Source organism: Psychrobacillus insolitus (assembly GCF_003254155.1).
Lineage (GTDB): Bacteria > Bacillota > Bacilli > Bacillales_A > Planococcaceae > Psychrobacillus > Psychrobacillus insolitus.
Window position 1 is genome coordinate 21,811 of the sequence record NZ_QKZI01000013.1, and the last position, 18,487, is coordinate 40,297.

At 42.3% G+C, this 18,487-nt stretch carries 16 protein-coding genes; 12 read left to right on the forward strand and 4 right to left on the reverse strand.

Annotation, left to right across the window (positions count from 1 at the left end):
- Nucleotides 1-3: 3 nt before the first annotated feature.
- The 12 genes from C7437_RS15755 to C7437_RS15810 all read left to right on the forward strand — a co-directional run bounded on the left by C7437_RS15755 (nt 4) and on the right by C7437_RS15810 (nt 15,828).
- Nucleotides 4-972: a hydroxymethylglutaryl-CoA lyase gene (locus C7437_RS15755; protein ID WP_111440963.1), complete on the forward strand. Its 969-nt coding sequence runs from the start codon at nt 4-6 to the stop codon at nt 970-972.
- Between the two features lie 24 nt (nt 973-996).
- On the forward strand, nt 997-2,163 hold the full coding sequence (locus tag C7437_RS15760; protein ID WP_111440964.1) for an acyl-CoA dehydrogenase family protein: 1,167 nt from the start codon (nt 997-999) through the stop codon (nt 2,161-2,163).
- Between the two features lie 15 nt (nt 2,164-2,178).
- Complete coding sequence (locus tag C7437_RS15765) at nt 2,179-2,985, forward strand: enoyl-CoA hydratase/isomerase family protein (RefSeq protein ID WP_211310039.1); 807 nt, start codon at nt 2,179-2,181, stop codon at nt 2,983-2,985.
- Nucleotides 2,951-4,396, forward strand: coding sequence for an MmgE/PrpD family protein (locus tag C7437_RS15770; protein ID WP_111440965.1), 1,446 nt, complete (start codon nt 2,951-2,953; stop codon nt 4,394-4,396). The genes C7437_RS15765 and C7437_RS15770 overlap by 35 nt, the downstream gene beginning before the upstream one ends.
- Before the next feature lie 35 nt (nt 4,397-4,431).
- On the forward strand, nt 4,432-5,265 hold the full coding sequence (locus C7437_RS15775) for a fumarylacetoacetate hydrolase family protein (protein ID WP_111440966.1): 834 nt from the start codon (nt 4,432-4,434) through the stop codon (nt 5,263-5,265).
- Nucleotides 5,266-5,351: 86 nt separating this feature from the next.
- Nucleotides 5,352-6,494 carry a cupin domain-containing protein gene (locus C7437_RS15780; protein ID WP_111440967.1) on the forward strand — a complete coding sequence of 381 codons (1,143 nt, stop codon included), beginning with the start codon at nt 5,352-5,354 and terminating at the stop codon, nt 6,492-6,494.
- A gap of 25 nt (nt 6,495-6,519) precedes the next feature.
- Nucleotides 6,520-7,707, forward strand: a complete 1,188-nt coding sequence (locus C7437_RS15785; protein ID WP_170122397.1) for an FAD-dependent monooxygenase — start codon at nt 6,520-6,522, stop codon at nt 7,705-7,707.
- A gap of 136 nt (nt 7,708-7,843) precedes the next feature.
- The gene (locus C7437_RS15790; RefSeq protein WP_111440977.1) at nt 7,844-9,052 is read left to right on the forward strand and encodes a CaiB/BaiF CoA transferase family protein; all 1,209 of its coding nucleotides are present in this window, start codon (nt 7,844-7,846) and stop codon (nt 9,050-9,052) included.
- A 5-nt stretch (nt 9,053-9,057) separates the two neighbouring features.
- On the forward strand, nt 9,058-10,008 hold the full coding sequence (locus C7437_RS15795; RefSeq protein WP_425450574.1) for a hydroxymethylglutaryl-CoA lyase: 951 nt from the start codon (nt 9,058-9,060) through the stop codon (nt 10,006-10,008).
- Nucleotides 10,009-10,034: 26 nt separating this feature from the next.
- The gene (gene acnA, locus C7437_RS15800) at nt 10,035-12,659 is read left to right on the forward strand and encodes an aconitate hydratase AcnA (RefSeq protein WP_170122398.1); all 2,625 of its coding nucleotides are present in this window, start codon (nt 10,035-10,037) and stop codon (nt 12,657-12,659) included.
- 220 nt (nt 12,660-12,879) lie between these two features.
- Nucleotides 12,880-14,343, forward strand: coding sequence for an aldehyde dehydrogenase family protein (locus C7437_RS15805; protein ID WP_111440971.1), 1,464 nt, complete (start codon nt 12,880-12,882; stop codon nt 14,341-14,343).
- A gap of 420 nt (nt 14,344-14,763) precedes the next feature.
- A complete protein-coding gene (locus C7437_RS15810; RefSeq protein WP_245909319.1) occupies nt 14,764-15,828 on the forward strand; it encodes an AbrB family transcriptional regulator in 1,065 nt (354 codons plus the stop codon).
- Nucleotides 15,829-16,080: 252 nt separating this feature from the next.
- Here C7437_RS15810 and C7437_RS15815 read toward each other — a convergent pair whose 3' ends face one another.
- The 4 genes from C7437_RS15815 to C7437_RS15830 form a co-directional block, all read right to left on the reverse strand.
- Complete coding sequence (locus C7437_RS15815; protein WP_170122399.1) at nt 16,081-16,767, reverse strand: site-specific integrase; 687 nt, start codon at nt 16,765-16,767, stop codon at nt 16,081-16,083.
- A gap of 509 nt (nt 16,768-17,276) precedes the next feature.
- Complete coding sequence (locus C7437_RS15820) at nt 17,277-17,714, reverse strand: hypothetical protein (RefSeq protein ID WP_111440974.1); 438 nt, start codon at nt 17,712-17,714, stop codon at nt 17,277-17,279.
- A 55-nt stretch (nt 17,715-17,769) separates the two neighbouring features.
- A complete protein-coding gene (locus tag C7437_RS15825; RefSeq protein WP_245909317.1) occupies nt 17,770-18,081 on the reverse strand; it encodes a hypothetical protein in 312 nt (103 codons plus the stop codon).
- 19 nt (nt 18,082-18,100) lie between these two features.
- The gene (locus C7437_RS15830) at nt 18,101-18,325 is read right to left on the reverse strand and encodes a hypothetical protein (RefSeq protein ID WP_111440978.1); all 225 of its coding nucleotides are present in this window, start codon (nt 18,323-18,325) and stop codon (nt 18,101-18,103) included.
- Nucleotides 18,326-18,487: the final 162 nt, after the last annotated feature.

Consider the following 18,487-nt stretch of genomic DNA (forward strand, 5'->3'; position numbering starts at 1 on the left):
AACATGCATTTACCCCAATGTGTTGAATTATATGAAGTAGGCCCGAGGGAAGGTTTTCAATCCGAAACAAACCCGATTGCAACAGAGGATAAAATTACGTTCGTCAATGAGCTAAGTAATGCTGGCCTGAAACATATTGAAGTGACGTCATTTGTGAGCCCGAAATGGGTGCCACAAATGGCGGACGCTGAAGCGGTGTTAGCAGGAATTGAGCGTGTACCAGGTGTGACGTATAGAGCAGCGTATTTAAACTTACAAGGTTTAGAGCGCGCACTCGGTAACCCGGTGACACTGGACGGCAGCTTAGTATTATCGGCGAGCGATACGTTCTCAAAGCGCAATATGAACAAAACGACGAGGGAAATGTTAGACAAATTACCTGAATGGATTGCAGCGTACCAAGCTGCAAACATTCGCGTAAAGCAAATGGGCTTTATGGCATCGTTTGGCTGTAACTTCGAAGGCTATATCGAACTCGAGCACTTACTAAAGCTGATGGGTGACGTTATTAACCTAGCAGACAGCCACGGCGAAGCGATTCAAAAAGTGAAATTAGCCGATACGATGGGCTGGGCAAACCCAGAACAAATTAAACGTACCGTTTGCACAATTCAAGACAAATGGCCGGAACTGAATATCCATTTGCACTTGCATGATACACGCGGCTTAGGCTTAGCGAATGTCTATGCAGCACTGCAAGAAGGGCTTTGGGAATTCGATACGGCAATTGGTGGGCTTGGCGGCTGTCCGTTTGCGGCAGTCAAGGGCGCACCAGGCAATATTTCAACAGAAGATGTTGCCTTCTTATGTGAACAAATGGGCATTGACACAGGGCTTCAATTAGATTCTTTAGTTGAATGCGCGAAGTTAGCTGAAAAAATCGTTGGACGTGAGCTGCCAGGGCATCTAGCAAAAGGCGGCTTATTATCAAATATTCGACCAAACTCTTGGATGCAAGTCCAAGGATCATAAAAACAACTGATGGAGGAATGAACAATGACTGTAGGATTTGCAGATTTACAACAAGATATTCGCGATGGAGTGCATGAAGTATGCGCACGTTTTGACTTAGATTACTGGGGAAAATCACATGAAGAAAATACTTACCCAACGGAATTCGTAAAAGCAATGAGCGATGCAGGTTGGTTAGGCGCACTCATTCCAGAAGAGTACGGCGGTTCTGGCTTAGGTTTCACAGAAGGCGCGATCATTTTAGAAGAAGTAAACCGTTCAGGCGGCAACGCGAACCAAGTACACGCGCAAATGTACACAATGGGTGCCGTACTACGTCATGGTAGCGAAGAGCAAAAGCGTAAATACTTACCTCAAATTGCAAGCGGCGAGTTACGCTTACAAACATTCGCGGTAACAGAGCCAGACGCTGGGTCAGATACAACAAAAATTCAAACGACAGCGGTGAAAAAAGGCGACCGTTACATCATTAACGGCCAAAAAATCTTTATCTCACGCTTCAACAATACAGACTTAATGTTACTGTTAGCGCGTACAACGCCACTTGATCAAGTGGAAAAGAAAACGCACGGCATTAGCTTATTCTTAATCGATACACGTGAAGTAGGCGAAGGGATGATTGAAGCAACAAAAATCCCAACAATGTTAGGTGGCGACACGAACCAATTATTCTTCACGGACCTTGAAGTATCAGAAGATTGTTTAATCGGTGAAGAGGGCCGCGGTCTATACTGCGTAATGGACGGCATGGTAGCAGAACGTATTTTAGTATCAGGTTCAGCACTTGGTAACGGGAAATGGTTTATTGACCAAGCTGTAAAATACGGAAACGAGCGTGTTGTCTTCAACCGCCCAATTACACAAAACCAAAGCGTACAATTCCCAATCGCACAAGCGTACATGGAACTGCGTGCAGCGGAAGCATTAATGTACGAGGCAGCAGCGAAATTCGATAAAAAAGATCCAACAGCGGGTGCAGATGCGAACATGGCGAAATACTTATGCTCAGACGCAGCGTACCACGCAGCGGAAGCATGTATGCAAACATTCGGTGGGTATGCAGCAGCGAACGAGTACCACGTAAACCGTAAATGGATGCAAGCTCGCATGATGAAAATTGCGCCAATCTCTTCAAACTTAGTATTAAGTTACGTAGGCCAACACGTCTTAAAAATGCCACGTTCATATTAAGAAGGGGGTAGGAAGATGAGCACAGTAACGACAAAATACGAAATGTTGAAAGTTGAATTTCAAGGCGAAGACAACGAAATTTTAGTAGTGACGTTAAACCGCCCAGAAGTAATGAATGCGATGAATACGCAAATGCTGGAAGAAAGACTATCTTTATTCCGTGAGCAGGCGTACAACGAAACGTTAAGATGTATCGTTATTACTGGCGCAGGCGAAAAAGCATTCAGCGCGGGCGGCGATTTAAAAGAGCGTAACGGCATGAGCGACGGCACTTGGCGTAAGCAGCACCAAGTGATTGAAGAATTAGTGCTTCTAACGCGCGACTTCCCAGTACCAGTCATCGCGGCAGTAGAAGGCTACGCGCTTGCAGGCGGCTGTGAATTAGCCCTATCAACGGACTTTATCATCGCTTCTGAAACGGCTGTTTTCGGCTTATCTGAAACATTACGCGGCATTTTACCAGGCGGCGGGGGCTTACAAAATTTAGCCCGAGCAATTGGTGTACGCCGAGCGAAAGAACTGATCTATACAGGACGCAAAATTGACGCTGCTTTAGCGTATGAGTGGGGCATGGTCAACCGCGTTGTAGCGAAAGGCACAGCGTTAGAAACAGCGCTAGAAATCGCAGAGAAAATTGCAGAAAGCGCTCCAATGGCTGTACGAACAGCCAAAACGTCGATTAACAACGGTTCCGAAACAGACTATCATACAGCGTACGCATTAGATATCGCCGCATACAATCTGTTAGTTTCTTCAGAAGATCGATTAGAAGGAGTGGCCGCCTTTAATGAAAAGCGTAAACCAAAATGGAGAAATCAATAATGATTTCATGAACAAGCTTGTTGCCTTCATTACGGAAACAACGTATGAGCAGCTTCCGCAACAGTTGGTCGATTTATCAAAAAAAGCCATTATCGATACAATTGGCGTTTCACTCGCAGGCTGGCATGAGCCGGCTGTTGAATCGGTGAAAAACATTTACCATCATCAAGCAGGTGTTTCCTCTCTTTGGGGGGAGGCACACCTGCTTGACGCTGAGCGCGCAGCCCTCATTAACGGCACAGCCTCGCACGTACTGGATTATGATGACGCCTCACCAGGGGTCATCATTCACCCAAGTGCACCGATTCTCGCAGCGATTACACCTCTTGCAGAACAGCTGAACAGCTCAGGGCAAGTGGTCATTACCGCTTATGCAATCGGCACAGAAGTGATGGTACGCGTTGGACAAGTAATGGGTATTAAGCATTACAATGCTGGTTGGCATGCGACAAGTACACTCGGCGCAGTGGGTGCAGCAGCGGCGTGTGCCTATTTACAACGCCTAAACACGGAACAATGCACAAACGCTATCTCGATTGCTGCTTCAATGGCAGGCGGTTTACAAAAGAACTTCGGTTCGATGACAAAACCTCTACATGTTGGCTTAGCCGCAGCAGGGGGCATTCAGGCGGTGCAATTAGCTGAACAAGGGTTTACTGGGAATAGTCAGATTTTTGACAGTCGAGGATTTTTCCTTGCATTTAGTGGGCTAGATGAGGATGCGACACAAAGCGTGAAAGAGTCAATCGCATTCGGTTCGCCTTACGATTTACTAACAGGCTTATCGGTGAAGAAATTCCCGTGCTGCTTTGGCACACACCGCTTTATCCAAGGCGCACTACTTTTAAAAGAGGAGCATCAGTTACATATCGACATGATCGACGAAATTGTGCTCCGAGCACAGCCGAGAAGTCTGTTGCCACTCGTTCACTCGCGCCCCGTCACAGGGCTACAAGGAAAATTTAGTGCGGAATATACGGTACTCGCAGCGCTAATCGATGGGCATGTGAGACTGAGTAGCTTTGAAGACGCACAAGTACAACGTGCAGACATTCAAAACCGCCTTCCACAAGTGCACGTCTTTAAAATAGACGAAACCGAAGAAGATAAGCGACTAAACCGCCGATTGCCAATCGAAATTCAAATTAAAACAAAAGATGGCCAAGTGTATGAAAAAGCAGTGCTTCATGCACCAGGTTCAATCGAAACGCCATTAAGCGAGCAAGAACACCGCGAAAAATGGGTAATTTGTGTGAGCCATTACATGCAAGTAGAGACAAGCGTTATCGAGTCCGTTGCAAACGAACTGTACGATAACGGATTACAAATGGATAAATACACTTGCTTTGGTGAGTGGTTAAAAGAGATACAAAAGCAATTGAATATTTATCAATCAAAACAAACGGTTTGATTCCCGTAACGGGATGAAATGAAAGGGGGATCATAATGAAAATTGCAGTGTTCAACGAAAATCAAGTAGGGGTTGTTGAAGGAAACAACGTCATCGACATTTCATCAGTAGTAGATTGGAATAATCAGGATTCACAAGCATCGCTTGTCAAGTTAATGGGCGACTTCGATACTTTAAAACCAAAAATTGAAGCAAGCTTAGATTCTTGTCCTGCTTATTCTGTAGAAGAGGTGGCTTTACGTGCTCCGGTTCAAAACCCAAGTAAAATTGTAGCGGCACCAATCAACTACATTTTACACAAAGAAGAAATGAACACAGCGTTAACGGTTGACCGTTTAGGCTTCTTCCTAAAATCGCCGTCATCAATCATTGGACCAAATGATACAGTGCTACTACCATTTAAAGATCGCCGTGTAGACCACGAAGCAGAAATTGCGTTTGTTATCGGCAAAGAAGCAAAAGATGTAAAAGCAGAAGACGCAGCGGATTACATTTTCGGCTTCATCGCATTAATGGATATTACAGTACGCGGAAAAGAAGACCGTCCATGGCGTAAATCGTTCGACACATTCACACCAATCGGTCCTTGGATTGTAACAGGTGACGAAGTGGAGAATCCAAACCAATTACAAATGAATTTATGGGTAAACGACGAACTTCGCCAATCAGCGAACACAAGCGACCTGATTTACGATTGCTATAAATTCCTAGAAGCGGCTTCAAGCGTGATGACGTTATTACCAGGCGATATCGTAACAACTGGTACACCAGAAGGCGTAGCACCAATTATACAAGGCGACACAGTACGTATAAACATTGAGCGCATCGGTGAGTTCTCTGTACAAGTAGATTACAAACCAGGCATTTAATTTGAGTAAGCTTTATTTTTTCTGTTTTCTTTTATTTACGACATAACTAATAAATAAAATTCGATTACGAAAGCGAGGAAATTATGATGGCAGAACACAAATTAGAGCAACAATGGACACCTGAATTATTAGATTTTCACAAAGAATTAGGGGACAAGCAAATGGGTCCGCTATGGGCTTCTGTATTCAGTGCTTCAGAACCACGTCCACGCGCAGTACCGTACTTATGGAAAAAAGAATTAATTCTTGAAATGTTAGAAAAAGCAAAAGAATTATTACAAGTAGGCGTAGGTTCAATCGACCGACGCGCTGTGTACTTAATCAACCCTGGTATGAAACATTTAGAGCCACACGGATGGGGCGGCGCAACGCAAACATTATATGCGGCTGTACAAGCGCTAAACCCAGGTGAAATCGCACCACCACACCGCCATATGACATCTGCATTACGCTTCATTATGCAAGGTACCGGCGCGTCAGGCGTTGTAAACGGCGTGAAGTACAACTTCGAGCCAGGTGACTACGTAATTACACCGGAATGGTGCTGGCACGATCACATTAACGAAGGCGAAGATACAGTGTTCTGGATGGACTGCCTAGACATTCCATTCACATCTGCACTAACAAGCTCGTTCTTTGAAATGTATCCAGAAACTCGCCAACCAGTAGAATTCCCAGAAGACTACAACACGAAGCGTTATGCAGGAGGAATGGTACGTCCGATTTCTGACCGTAAACCATCACCAGCACCGCTTGGCCGCTATAAATATGACTTAACAAAACAAGCATTAGAAGGGCAAAGTGAATTCGCACCAGACGCAGGTGATGGCTATGCAGTGGAATATATCAACCCATCAACAGGTAAAGATGCAAACAGACGCATTGGTGCACGCATGCAGCAATTACCACCTCAATTCAAAGGAAAAGCACACCGTCATACGCATAGCGCTGTGTACAACGTCTACAGAGGTAGCGGCTACACAATTATGAACGGCGTACGCTTTGACTGGAAAGCAGGCGACATTTTCGCACTGCCAGCGTGGACATGGCATGAACACGTGAATACATCTGAAACAGAAGAAGCGGTATTATTCTCAACAAACGACTTACCGATTATGGAATTATTCGATTTCGAAAAAGAACAAGCATACCCAGAAAATGACGGCCATCAAGAAATTCTATCGGTATTTGAGCCGGAACATCTGAAAGAGTCCGTTGTAATTAAATAAGAGATTACTAGATGAGGTGATTAGTGTGGGAAATGTTGAAGAAGTAATCGTTGTTGGCGGTGGCATCGGCGGCTTAGCAGCTACTTATGGTATTGCGAAATTAGGTAAAAAAGTAACGGTTCTTGAGCAAGCACCAGAGTTTGGTGAAGTAGGCGCTGGCTTACAAGTAGGACCAAATGGTTTACGTGCACTCGATGCATTAGGCGTATTAGAAGAAGTATATAAATTAGGCGTATTCCCTCGTCGCCATGTATTCATGGACGCATTAGATGGCAAAGAATTATCGGCTGTGCAGTTCGGCGAGTCATTCGAAAAAAGTTTTGGTTATCCGTACCTCGTAATTCACCGTTCAGATTTACACAGTGTCTTACTAAAAGCGTGCCAAAAATTAACGAATATTACGTTCTTAACGAATCATAAATTAGCGTCGATTGAAGAACTGAGCAATTATGTGGAATTACGTTGTGAAAACGGCGAAGTATTAAGAGGGGAAACAGTTGTTGGCGCAGACGGCATTCACTCGGTTGCTCGTCAATTAGTAAACCCAGCGTCAAAACCAGTTGCTTCTCGCTACGTAGCATACCGCTTCACAGTGCCGATGGAAGAAATGACAATCAATATCGATTGGGACGAAAAATTAACTTGGATTGGCCCTGGTATTCACCTTGTACAATACCCAGTACGTCACAAAAGCGTCATTAACCAAGTGGCGGTATTTAAAAGCAATAGCTACAACGAAGAGACAGGCGATTGGGGTTCAATCGACGAGCTTCGTGAAATGTTCGCGGACTGCTGCCCAACGATGCAAGAGTCACTGAAATTCGTACAAGAAGGCTTTGTTTCAAGATTACATGACATCGAGCCATTAGAAAAATGGTCAACGAATCGTGTGACACTCTTAGGCGATGGCGCCCATGCGATGCTGCAATACCTTGCACAAGGCGCATGCCAAGCACTAGAAGATGCCGTTTGCTTAGTGGAAAAATTAGGCGCAAATGGTTCAAATGTAGCAAAAGCGCTTAATGAGTATCAACAAGAGCGTATTCCACGTACAGCCGAAATACAACGCGGTGCACGTACTTGGGGCGAAATTAAGCACGCAGAAGACCCAGCTACAAGACTGTTACGCGATACGATTATGTTAAATCGCTCAGCAGATGATTACACATATTTAGAGTGGTTATACAAAGAGCGCAAATTAACTTCTGTTTAATTTTATAAAATGAAGCATTCAAATACGGTAAAGGCTATATTCTTCTACATCATGGGGTATAGCCTTTCTGTAGTTTTACAACGAAGTTCATCAATTATTTATCAATTCAAGGGTGTGAATATATATGAAGACGAATATGAAGACGAAGTGGAAGAGCCCTTTAGAGGGAATCCGTATTCTTGATTTATCTACCGTAATTGCAGCTCCGTTTGGTGCGACACTGCTTGCGGATTTTGGGGCAGATGTCATCAAAGTCGAAATGCCAGGTGTCGGAGATCCATTGCGTAATTTAGGTCCTTACTATGAAGGCGAAGGTTTACGCTGGCCAGGAATTGCGCGAAATAAAAAATCGCTGACGCTCGACTTACGTCAAGAAGAAGGCAAAGAAATTTTACGTAAGCTTGTAAAAGAATCCGATATGGTCATAGAAAACTTTCGCACAGGCACACTCGAAAAATGGGGTGTTGGCTACGAGGCGTTAAAAGAAGTGAATCCTGATTTAGTCATGATTCGTGTCACAGGCTACGGACAAACAGGCCCGTATTCACACAAAGCAGGGTTCGGTACACCGGCTACGGCCTTTAGTGGATTTACATATTTACACGGCTTCCCAGACCGCCCACCAATTAGCCCATCGTTTTCATTAACGGATTACGTAACAGGCATTTATGTCGCGTTTGCGGCAGTAACAGCACTGTATCACAGAGATTGCCATGAGGAAGGCACAGGGCAATTTGTCGATGTGAGCTTATACGAATCGATGTTTAGAATGATGGAGTTTTTAATCGCCGACTACGACGTAACAGGCACGATTAAAGAACGCTCACCTGGGCTAAGCGGTCACTCCGCACCAGCAGGCAACTTCTTAACAAAAGACGACATCTGGATTATTTTAGTAACGAGCTCAGATAAAACATTTGAGCGTTTAGCAAAAGCGATGGGTCGAGAAGATATGCTAACAGACGAACGCTACTCAACAAACTCCGTGCGCCTGACACGCTTTGATGAAGTAAACGGCATCGTAGCGGACTGGGTACGCACAAAAACAAAAGACGAGCTGCAAACAATGCTGGATGAATGCGGCGTGCCAATAAGCCAAATTTACAGCATTCAAGATATTTTCGAAGACCCACAGTATAAGGCACGCGAAAATATTGTGGAAGTAGAACATCCACGCTTAGGCAAAGTAAAAATTCCAGGTGTCGTGCCGAAATTCTCTGAAACACCGGGCTCCATTCGCCAAATCGCACCAGATTTAGGAGAGCACACGGACGAAATTTTGAGAGACATCCTCGGTTTAGATGACGAAAATATCGCGAAATTAAGAGAGAAAAAAGTGATTTAAAAGGAGTGTTCCAGTTGGTCAATAAACAAGCAGTTATCCTTACCGAAGTTTGTCCACGAGACGGCTTCCAAAGCATTAGTGAATGGATCCCAACGGAAACAAAAATCGACATTACTAATCGATTAATCGATTGCGGTTACAAGCAAATTGAAGTAACTTCTTTTGTCCATCCGAAAGCCATACCACAATTAAAAGACGCTGATGAATTGTTAAAACAAGTGAAACGCGTAAAAGGTGTGAAGTTTCGTGCATTAGTACCGAATGTTCGCGGCTTAGAGCGCGCGATTGCGGTTGGTGTAGACAAAGCAAAACTCATGTTATCTGCATCAGATTCGCATAGCTTAAGTAACGCGAATTGCACAACGGAAGAAGCACTGCAGAATTTTGAGCCACTTATTGTGCGAGCAAAACAAAGTGATATTGCGATATCAGGGTCGATTTCCGTGGCGTTTGGCTGCCCGTATGAAGGTGATATTCCGGTAGAGCGTTTAGCAATGATCTGCGAGCGCTATCGTTCATTTGGTATTACGGAAGTATCACTTGCAGATACAACCGGTATGGCCAACCCAACAAAAATTAAACGCAATGTACGTGCACTAAGAGAATTATTCCCTGAAATCACATTCTCATTGCACTTACATAACACACGAGGCATGGCATTCGCAAACGCTGTCGCAGGCTATGAAGAAGGCATTATTCATTTTGATAGCTCCGCAGGTGGATTAGGCGGTTGTCCGTATGCACCAGGAGCAAGCGGCAATATCGCTTCAGAAGATTTAATTCATGGATTTGGCGAAATGGGCATTGAGACGAACCTTTCGTTAGATCAAGTACTAGAAGCAGCGAAATATATTCAACAGTTGCTGCCACAAGCGGTAGACAGCTTCCTTCTAAAAGCAGGGAAATGTTCAGATTTATCTGCGAGTCCAAAGGGACAGAAAAAAGTAGAAGTATAAGTTTCTTTGCAGGGGGGGGAGGACATATGTACAAACAAACGCTCAATACGAACTATGAAACATTTCATATTAACAGCCTCCAAGCATTAGGTGGACCAGTGAATGTTTCGGAGCTACCATACACGACAAAGATTTTGCTTGAATCACTGATGCGAAATCAAGAGAAGCTAGATTTGAGTCATGAGGAACTGCTTCAAATTTTGTCAAACATTAAAGCGAGGAAACGAATCGATATTCCGATTGTCCCGACGCGTGTCATTATGCAAGACGCCTCAGGCATTCCGGTTTTAGTCGACCTCGTGTCACTTCGCCAACACTTGATGGAACAAGGAATTGACCCATCGATGGTCAATCCTGAAATTCCCGTTGATTTAGTCATTGATCACTCCGTTCAAGTCGATCATTTCCGATCCGATTCGGCGTTTTCAATGAATCTTCAATTAGAATATGAGCGTAATGAAGAACGCTATGAATTTTTAAAATGGGCGCAACACGCTTTTGATGGTTTATCGGTTGTCCCACCAGCGAATGGCATTATTCATCAAATAAATTTAGAGTATTTAACAAAAATTGTCCAATTAACGACGCAAACAGACGTCGCGTACCCAGAACTAGTCATCGGTACGGATTCGCATACGACAATGGTCAATGCGTTGGGCGTACTCGGGTGGGGCGTTGGCGGAATCGAAGCTGAAGCAGCGATGTTAGGAGTTCCGGTGAGTATGTCAATGCCTGAGGTTGTAGGTGTTGAAATTACAGGCCAACTAACAGAAGGTGTGACGGCAACAGATGTCGCCTTAACGCTTACACAGATGCTCAGACAGCACAATGTTGTCGGGAAGTTTGTTGAATTCTTTGGGCCAAGTTTAAAGAAACTGTCAATCCCAGATAGAGCAACGATTTCTAATATGTCCCCTGAATACGGAGCAACATGTGGTTTCTTTCCTGTTGACGAAGAAACATTGAAATTTTTGCGCATGACGGGTAAACAAGACAGCGAAGTCGAACGCGTCGAGCAGTACTGCAAAGCGCAAGGACTGTTCCATCTACCGAACAGTGAACAAAACAAAAGGTATGCCGACCTTTTAGTATTTGACTTACAAACGGTAGAGGCGAGTGTTTCAGGCCCTAAACGCCCACAAGACAGAATGCCACTGGCACTTGTGAAAGAGTCCTTCCCTAAACCTCTTTCACAAACAGGAAATGAAACAACAGTCCATGGCACAGCACTAAAAGACGGCTCGATTGTCATCGCAGCGATTACAAGTTGTACGAATACATCGAATCCAGTCAATATGATTGGCGCAGGCCTGTTAGCGAAAAAGGCTATAGAACTCGGTTTAACGGTATCGCCAACGATTCAAACAAGTTTGGCACCAGGCTCAAAGGTTGTAACAGGCTATTTACAAAAGGCAGAGCTACTTCCTTACCTAGAGCAATTAGGCTTCCATCTAACAGGTTACGGCTGTTCAGTATGTGTCGGCAATAGCGGAAACTTAGATGAAGCGGTTGAACAAGCGATTCAAGACTTTGATTTAACGGTAGTCGCCGTTTTAAGTGGTAACCGCAACTTCGAAGGACGCATTCACGCGTTGGTCAAAGCAAACTATTTGGCTTCCCCTCCATTAGTGATTGCTTTTGCCATTGCAGGGACGATGAATATTGATTTGAAGAGCGAACCACTAGGAAAATCGTCATCGGGCAAAGATATTTATTTAAAAGATATTTGGCCGAGTTCTGATGAAATTGCCCGTTTAATTGATTCGACGATTTCACCGGATTTATTTAAAGAAGCGTATGACAATGTCTTTATAGGTGATAAAAGATGGCAGCAACTTCACTATTCAGAGCAACCGATTTTCAATTGGAATGCGCAGTCTACTTACTTTAAAGCTTCCCCTTTCTTTAAAGAAGAGAATGCACAACCACAAGGAAATATTTACAATGCCAATGTGTTGCTCATGCTCGGTGATTCGATTACGACAGACCATATTTCGCCTGTAGGAAGTATTCCAAAAAATAGTACGGCAGGACAATATCTGACGGAGCAGGGTGTCAAATTTGCAGAGTTCAATTCTTATGGTTCTCGCCGAGGGAATTATGACGTACTTGTTCGAGGAACGTTCGCGCATTTACGACTGAAAAATGCGCTGAGTGATCGGACAGGTGGTTATACACGCCATCTACCAAGTGGCGAAGAAACGGAAATTTACAAGGTAGCGGAAATGTATCAAGCGGAAAAGACACCTTTAATTATTTTAGCCGGTAAAGAGTATGGTACAGGAAGTGCACGCGATTGGGCAGCCAAAGGAACGTATCTGCTGGGTGTCAAAGCCGTAATAGCGGAAAGTTTTGAACGCATTCACCGTAGTAACTTAGCGATGATGGGGGTTTTACCTCTTCAATTTATGCCAGGTGAAAACGCTGAATCGATGAATTTAGCAGGAGTAGAGAGCTACTCGATTTTAGGATTAGAAGAGCCACTCAGTCCACTCCAACATGTGAAAGTGGAAGTAGTAAAGCCAGATGGTTCCCAATGCTTCTTCCAAGCGATATTACGTTTAGATACACACCGAGAAATTGAACTTTATTTAAAAAAGGGTATTTTCCAAAGTATCCTTCATAAATGGAAAGAGCGCATAGAAATTTAAGACGACTGAAAAATCAAAGTGGTTCGGATGCTTCAAAATACACGTTACACATGAAGCAGCCCTTTTTCCATTTCGAATCAGTTATGGAGTAAATGGCGAAGGTTAATTGAAAAAGAAAACTGGATAGAAAGAAAGGGCCCCTTAAATTTTCGTTACAAAGAATACACTTTTTGCTGTTCAGTAAACAGGAAAAAAAGAAGAAGGAAATGGAGGATAACATATGAAACAATTATTACTACAAAATTTCACAAAACAATTCATAAATGGTCAATGGAGAGATGGGGCAAGTTCAAGTACAATTCAAGATTATAACCCTTATTCTGGCGAGCACTTGTTGACAATTCAAGGGGCGAGTACAACCGATTTAGATGAAGCGTACCGAGCTGCGCAACAAGCGCAACCAGTTTGGGAGGCGATGCCACTCGGTGAAAAAAACCAGCTTTTTGAGCGTTTAGTCAAAGTACTTGAAGAAAAAAGAGCGGATATTATTCAGTGGCTTATCCAAGAATCGGGAAGTACGTTCATTAAAGCAACAGCTGAATTTGAATCTTCTGTGAAGTTGGTAAAAGAATCAGCGAGCTTTTTAACGCGTATTACGGGACAAATTTTACCTTCGTATGTACCGAATAAAGAAAATCGCGTGTATCGTACAGCCAAAGGCGTAATTGGCGTAATTGGTCCTTGGAATTTCCCATTTCTTTTAACGATGCGCTCACTTGCTCCTGCAATAGCGACGGGTAATAGCGTCGTAATTAAACCAGCATCGGATACGCCGGTTACTTCCGGGTTATTATTCGGTGAAATTTTTGAACAGGCAGGATTCCCAACAGGTTTAGTCAACGTCATCGTCGGGCGTGGTTCTGAAATCGGGGATGCATTTGTGTCACATCCGATCCCATGCATGATTTCATTTACAGGCTCAACAGAAGTAGGCCGACGCATCGGGGAATTAGCAGGCAAAAATTTAAAGGACGTTGCGCTTGAATTAGGCGGGAACAATGCGATGGTTGTCTTAAAAGACGCCAACATCGAACGTGCCGCAAAAGCAGCTGCTTTCGGTAAATTTTTGCACCAAGGTCAAATTTGTATGGCGTTAAATCGAATCATTGTTGATCAAGAAATACACGATAAATTTGTTGAGAAGTTTACGGAAATTGTGAAGACTCTTCAAACAGGTGATCCGGCTAATCCAACAACATTCATTGGTCCCCTTATTAACAAACAACAGGTAGAAAGAATTCAACAAGACGTTCATGATAGTGTTGCGCAGGGGGCGACCATTTCTCTTGATGGAACTGTGGATAATCTGTTAATGCAGCCAATAATTTTAACAAATGTTACAAACGACATGCCAATTGCTAAAAATGAAATTTTTGGTCCAGTTGCTTGTATCATTAAAGCAAAAGATGAAGAAGAAGCGATTAAAATTGCCAATGATTCACCGTATGGTTTAAGTGGCTCCATCTTTACAGAAGATCTTCATCACGGCGTAGAGGTAGGTAAAAAAATCAAAACAGGAATGATTCACATTAATGATCAATCTGTGAATGATGAAGCACATGTCTCTTTTGGTGGTGAAAAAGAATCTGGTATTGGTCGTTTCAATGGTGAATGGGCGATTGATAAGTTTACAACCGTAAAATGGATTAGTGTACAAAATGGTTATCGTGAATATCCGATTTAAACTAGAGTGGGACAACTAAGTCACCACTATTACCTGAAACTTTTTAAAAGAAAAAACGTATAATAAGATTTTTGTAGATGATGATACTTAAACAAGTGGAGGAACATGATTCGTTTCTTCACTTGTTTTTATGTTTCGGGCTTACCATGTAGTGAAATTACGCTACCCAATAAAAAGTGGGCTGATGTGATTGGCTATTTGCGTCCGATGAGGTAATTTGTCCTACTAAAGCGCCTGTTAGTTGAATAAGATTATCCTTTATCCCCCAACATCCATGATGGATGTTTTGTGGTTCTTTATTTTGGTTTGTAATAATCATTTTTTTGTGTATGGCATTTCATCTATGAAAACATGAAACAATTAAATACCCCTATGTAACACAACAAAAATTCAGAAAGGGGTGTTCGTTTTTTGAGAGGCATGTTGAATGTTTTAGTGCTAGCGCTTATAGGTGGGTATATTTTTCATCTGCTACACATTCCAATTCCTTGGATGCTAGGTCCAATTGTCGTCATTGTTATGGCACAATTTGTATATAAAGGTCCGCTAAAATGGACACCACTTACAATTGATATAGGTGTCGTTATTGTAGGTACAGCAATTGGGGTGCAGTTTAATGTCAGTCTATTTAATAATATTGGCTCGATTTTATTTTATATGATTATGCTCAATATTATTTTAATTGCCAGCTCCATTGGCGTTGCTTACTTGATTGCAAAATGGATTAAAGTACCGGTAAAGTCAGTGATTTTAGGTACAATCCCCGGCGGCTTAGGGCAAATCATTGTGTTTGCCGAAGAAGAAAAAGTAAGTGATTTAGGCGTCATCTCTTACTTCCAAGTCATTCGCTTACTCTTGGTCGTAGTCGTTGTACCATTTATCGTTGCCGGTCAAGTCATGAGCAAACACGAAACAGTTGCACCGATGACATCGAGCTTACTATTTTTAATTGCTCTGTCTTGGGTATGTGCTCGCGTCAGTCAAAAACTGCATATCCCAGTGGCCTACTTCATCACACCGATTATTGTCATTATCGCCCTACAGCTCGCAACACCAATCGCTATGCCTCCCGTGCCATCATACGTAATGGCAATTGCACAGCTATTAATCGGCGCGCACATCGGTCTCATGCTAAAGCCAGATATGATCAAACTACCTGTCCGCATACTAGTTGCCGGCATTGTCAGTGCTTTCGCGCTCATTATTTTAACACTCGGCTCTAGCTTCCTTATGCTATTTGCCATGAACACAACATTTGCCACAAGCTTCCTAAGCACCGCGCCTGGTGGCTTGGATCAAATGGTGCTATTAGCAAATGCGATTAAAGCAGACGTCTCACTCGTATCGATGTTCCAGACGTTTAGGTTATTGTTTATCTTCTTATTAATTTTGCCGTTGTTGAAGCTGTTTTATCATTGGTTGGAAAAGAGACAGAATCAACAACAGGTATTTGAGAAGAAAAATGAAGTTAGAGTGAAGGTTTAGAAAATTTATTAAACACTCCAGTGACTATAGATCGCTTTAAAGCGTAAATAAAAGTACATTAGGTCTTTACCTCACATCTCACCTCAATAAGTTTCTTTTAGAGGTGAGATGATTTTAATCTAACTTTTTTACAAATCTACAGTATTTCTTCTTCAACTAACTGGTGCGAGCGCTTTTATGCGCATTTTAAATCAACCTTTACCTTTAACATAGCCTTATAAATAAACATTCTTTACTACACAGCAATAATTATCACAGTCCTATGCCACTAGCGGCATTATCCTCGAAAATTGTTCCATGCTTAATATACCGTTGGAGGGAACTCGATTGCTTATGTCTGGTCTGACGCATGATTTGATGCTCACTTTTCCCAGCTTTTGCTGCAGTCGAACAAAAACCACTACGCAAACTATGTGCTCCATAAGATGACGCTGGAAGTCCTGCCTCCTGGCAATTCTTTTGAACAATCAATCGCACGGACTGATCTGTTAAGCGTTCATACAGATTTCCATGTCGGTCCATCCGTCGAAAGACTGGACCACTAGTGATACCTGAGGCCGACAACCACTCCTGCATCGACCGGACTGGACAGGTTGATCTATTGCTTCCATAGGGAAGTGCAATAACTTGTCCCGCCCCTTGTTGGTCGGTCTTACTATGCTCAATGGTGAGCACTAGTCCATCACTAGTGAACCTTAAGTGCTCCACATCTATCCCCACCAACTCACTCCGTCGCAATGCACCTGCCCATCCATTCACTAATAAGGCACGATTCCGAGTCCCAATTAACGTATTTGACAATATACCGATCACTTGTCGTAAATCAGCTAACCATAATGCCTCTTTTCCCACTTCTTTAATCCCAATGGATCGTTGAATACCTTGCCATACCCCTTGTACGAGAGGATCCTTGGTAGGACTCTCCCAATTCGCAGACACATGGCGCTGCGAGATGGCCGTCATTTTCCGTTTAATGGTGGAGGCTTTAGACGATGAACTAAGAAAGGTAAGGTAATAAGCGATGGTCTCTGGCGTTGCTGGCAGTTCTACTAAATTATGTGCCGCACACCAATCGATAAAGAGCTGCCAATCAGAGGTATACGCCTTTTTCGTATTTTTCGCTTTGGAATTCGATAGATGGACTTCCGCTTGCTGATGTAGTTGCTGGACATCTGCAGATAATTCCGTCGTAGAGTGAATGATAATCGATTTATTTTCCACCAGGTTAGCCTCCTTCAATATTAATTTTTCTAAAAAAGGGAATTAGAGTTTCTTCTATAACCAGAGTGTTTTTATCTGTTTTTATTTTCTTCTATTTTATCATAAACTATTTCGCTTATTATAGCCTTTCTAAGTATCGATAAGAATGGTTATCGATACTTAGAAAGAAAATAAGGTAAATGATTACTTACAGAAAAAAATTTAGATATTAGAGGGTTTATTAACATTTACATGTTTAATACTGATGTATCAGTCTCAATAGCCAGTGCCTTATTCTCTACAACCAGCACTTTGACTAACTGATTCTCTTCATCTACTAACAAGTTTTGTGTATTCCATAGGACCTTCACTTTTTTATTCTTTGCCAGTTCGATAAGCGATAAATAATATGGAAGTTTATCTTCTAAATACATTGTTTTTAATGTATTAAATGCCTTGTAACTTGTAACATCATACGCATAACAAACCTGCCCCGATTGAAAACTTATCTCTTTTGCAGGAACCGCCTGTTCATAGCCCTGTAGCGAATGCATTTTTTCACGATACCATTTCTCTATTAAATCCATTTCCTGTGTCTGAAATGTCGATAATGGTTGTAGATAGAAAATGGAATTGCCATTGACCTCAAAAGTACCGACTTTATTAGCAACCGTTCGAAGTACCATATCTCGTTCACCCTTTCATCTAACCTAGATTATTATTGAAGTGGTGGATATTTTGCTAAAACTTCTTTATAACTTTATATTGTAAAAGCGACAAATTCTTTCGAACTGGATGTTTATTTAATTGAAAAAAAGCAACGAGCAATGTAGGTGTAAAAGCAATAAGAAACATTTTTTGATCTAGCATCCCCAAACGATAAAATAGATACGAAATTAACATACCTAAAATAATAAAAGGTGAAGGGATAAAAACATCTTGGAACGAGATATTCCCATACAAATACTTCTTTGTATCAATGTTTAAGGGTAACTCTACTTTTCCAGAAGCTCTTAATCGTTCCTGCCGATCAAAATATTCTTCTGAACGCATCTTCATCACATCTTTCTAGTTACAGATTCGTTTGAACATATTCAATCACTGGTTTAGCAAGCAAGAATAACACCACCCCTATCACACATAGTTTTATACCGTTCTTAAACTTCGGAGACGACTGCTCATCACCTACCCAAACCCCAATGGCACAAATAAGTAATCCAATTGAGAAAATAGTAATAAACGTTCCTTGCATATCACTAAATAATGTATTTAAAAATCCCTGAATTCTCTCAAACATTTTTTCACCTCCCCAAGTTGTTACATACACTCTAAAAACTCTCCAAAAATAAGGCAAGTGAAAAACCCATTTTTCCCTAGGTATTAAATACCCTTTTTATTTAGTCCATAAGTACTCATAAATATCGAATTCAAGGTATTCAAATAGTCAAACTATAAGTTA

Coding starts and splice junctions, on each gene's coding strand:
- C7437_RS15755 (WP_111440963.1), top strand. CDS start 4: ATGCATTTACCCCAATGTGTTGAATTATATGAAGTAGGCCCGAGGGAA.
- C7437_RS15760 (WP_111440964.1), top strand. CDS start 997: ATGACTGTAGGATTTGCAGATTTACAACAAGATATTCGCGATGGAGTG.
- C7437_RS15765 (WP_211310039.1), top strand. CDS start 2,179: ATGAGCACAGTAACGACAAAATACGAAATGTTGAAAGTTGAATTTCAA.
- C7437_RS15770 (WP_111440965.1), top strand. CDS start 2,951: ATGAAAAGCGTAAACCAAAATGGAGAAATCAATAATGATTTCATGAAC.
- C7437_RS15775 (WP_111440966.1), top strand. CDS start 4,432: ATGAAAATTGCAGTGTTCAACGAAAATCAAGTAGGGGTTGTTGAAGGA.
- C7437_RS15780 (WP_111440967.1), top strand. CDS start 5,352: ATGGCAGAACACAAATTAGAGCAACAATGGACACCTGAATTATTAGAT.
- C7437_RS15790 (WP_111440977.1), top strand. CDS start 7,844: ATGAAGACGAAGTGGAAGAGCCCTTTAGAGGGAATCCGTATTCTTGAT.
- acnA (WP_170122398.1), top strand. CDS start 10,035: ATGTACAAACAAACGCTCAATACGAACTATGAAACATTTCATATTAAC.
- C7437_RS15805 (WP_111440971.1), top strand. CDS start 12,880: ATGAAACAATTATTACTACAAAATTTCACAAAACAATTCATAAATGGT.
- C7437_RS15810 (WP_245909319.1), top strand. CDS start 14,764: ATGTTGAATGTTTTAGTGCTAGCGCTTATAGGTGGGTATATTTTTCAT.
- C7437_RS15820 (WP_111440974.1), bottom strand. CDS start 17,714: ATGGTACTTCGAACGGTTGCTAATAAAGTCGGTACTTTTGAGGTCAAT.
- C7437_RS15825 (WP_245909317.1), bottom strand. CDS start 18,081: ATGCGTTCAGAAGAATATTTTGATCGGCAGGAACGATTAAGAGCTTCT.
- C7437_RS15830 (WP_111440978.1), bottom strand. CDS start 18,325: ATGTTTGAGAGAATTCAGGGATTTTTAAATACATTATTTAGTGATATG.